The sequence below is a fragment of the Candidatus Symbiopectobacterium sp. genome (assembly GCF_020054415.1).
Classification (GTDB): Bacteria; Pseudomonadota; Gammaproteobacteria; order Enterobacterales; family Enterobacteriaceae; genus Symbiopectobacterium.
In genome coordinates, this window is record NZ_JAHWCO010000311.1 from 1 (window position 1) to 1,532 (window position 1,532).

Sequence of the window (1,532 nt, forward strand, 5' to 3'; positions counted from 1 at the left end):
CACATCTGACACTGCGTAACCGATTGCAACGGCTCAATCGCAAGACGCCCGGATATTCAAAATCATCCGAAATGCACGATAGGATCATCGGTACTTACATCGAACGCGAGTACTACGTTTGATACTACATCAACTCATTGAATACACGACCCATTGTGCGTTGCTTCTGTGACAGCCACTTGATAATGCATAACGGCTTCTGACTCCGCGACCAGATCGCCCGAAGCACGCGCCTGCTCAATCTGGGTATGGCACTCACGGATGCGCTGGAAATCTTCTTCCGTACCACGCAACGCCGCATAGTAGGCAGCAATGCCTTCCAGCGCATGACGGGTTTCCAGCAGATCAAATTGAGATTCAGGATGGGGGCTCAGCAGTTCCGACAACGGATCACTCACGCTTTGCCACAGGTTGTTCTGGACAAACGTTCCCCCACCCTGACGACGTAGCAGCAGGACTTTTGCCTCCAGACGTTGGATGGCTTCTCGCAAAGAAGGATAGGAAACATCAAACTGTTTCGCCAGTTCGCGCTCCGGGGGGAGTTTCTCGCCGGGGCGCAAGGTTCCTTCGAGGATCAAAAACTCCAGCTGTTGTTCAATCACATCTGACAGTTTGGGCTGACGGATCTTGCTATAGGCCATGGTAAGTGTTTCTCTGCGAAGTGCGCGGAGTCAATTGGTAATACCAATTTCAAAAACGTGACGCTAAAGTAACAAAGTATTCACCTTCTGTCCATACGGACGTTGCGCTAATCATGTTCTCCACCAAATTTTAACAATTGCACGATCCGATTAGGTCAAAACCCTATATTCACTAGCAAGTAGCGGCTTCAACACTATTAATGTGTTAACTTTTATGAAACGAAAACCAGTCGATACTGAACCGTTCAACCTGCAATAAAATGAATAAAAATTCATTTTATTTAAATTAAAAATCAAAATAAGACCATGACATTGGCACTGATGATACTTATTTTTAACATTCTTCTTTTTCCGAATGGTGATATTTTCAGCAACAAAAACCTATACACAACATCACCACCCTCCTCATTTTTGCCGATAACAATCAGCTATTACCCATCAATTTTACTCTCTCGATTTGACGATTAACATCGTTAATCTCCACGTCATAGGCCATTGATTTCGTCTTGAGGTTGGTTAGGTGATCGGCAGTCTTTTCTGCCCGCTTTGGGCTTTGTTGAATAAATAGAACTTTTGGGGCTTTGTTGAATAAATAGATTTTATGCTGGCAGCCCAGCGAAACGACGGATCCTCGCAACGTAAAATCATGCAGTTAGGCATCATGAGAGAAGTGTACACCTGAGATGACAAGCATTTTCAACCAAAACTGGCATGGAAAAACAGCATGATTACCTATTATTCAACAAAGCCAACTTTTGGGTAATCATCGGAGCAGATCACCACAGTTGTTTCAAAATCAGGTCTCCATGGCAAAACAAAATGTTAAAATCACCAACTGGCCCTCTTATAACAAGGCCCTCAAGCAGCGCGATTCTCTAACCGTATGGCTAG

3 protein-coding genes and 1 pseudogene are annotated in these 1,532 nt (G+C 44.5%); 2 read left to right on the plus strand and 2 right to left on the minus strand.

Annotated features, from left to right (window positions below; translation table 11 throughout):
* The coding region (locus tag QZ506_RS09190) for an IS1 family transposase (RefSeq protein ID WP_291970566.1) at nucleotides 1–122 on the plus strand (122 nt) is incomplete at its 5' end.
* A gap of 30 nt (nucleotides 123–152) precedes the next feature.
* On the opposite strand, the pseudogene QZ506_RS09195 reads toward QZ506_RS09190, so the two are convergent.
* A pseudogene (locus QZ506_RS09195) lies at nucleotides 153–641 on the minus strand (GntR family transcriptional regulator); the annotation flags it as partial.
* A gap of 424 nt (nucleotides 642–1,065) precedes the next feature.
* The gene (locus QZ506_RS09200) at nucleotides 1,066–1,278 is read right to left on the minus strand and encodes a hypothetical protein (protein ID WP_291970565.1); all 213 of its coding nucleotides are present in this window, start codon (nucleotides 1,276–1,278) and stop codon (nucleotides 1,066–1,068) included.
* A gap of 169 nt (nucleotides 1,279–1,447) precedes the next feature.
* Here QZ506_RS09200 and QZ506_RS09205 point away from each other — a divergent pair.
* Nucleotides 1,448–1,532: hypothetical protein (locus QZ506_RS09205; protein ID WP_291970568.1), on the plus strand; the 85-nt coding region annotated here is incomplete at its 3' end.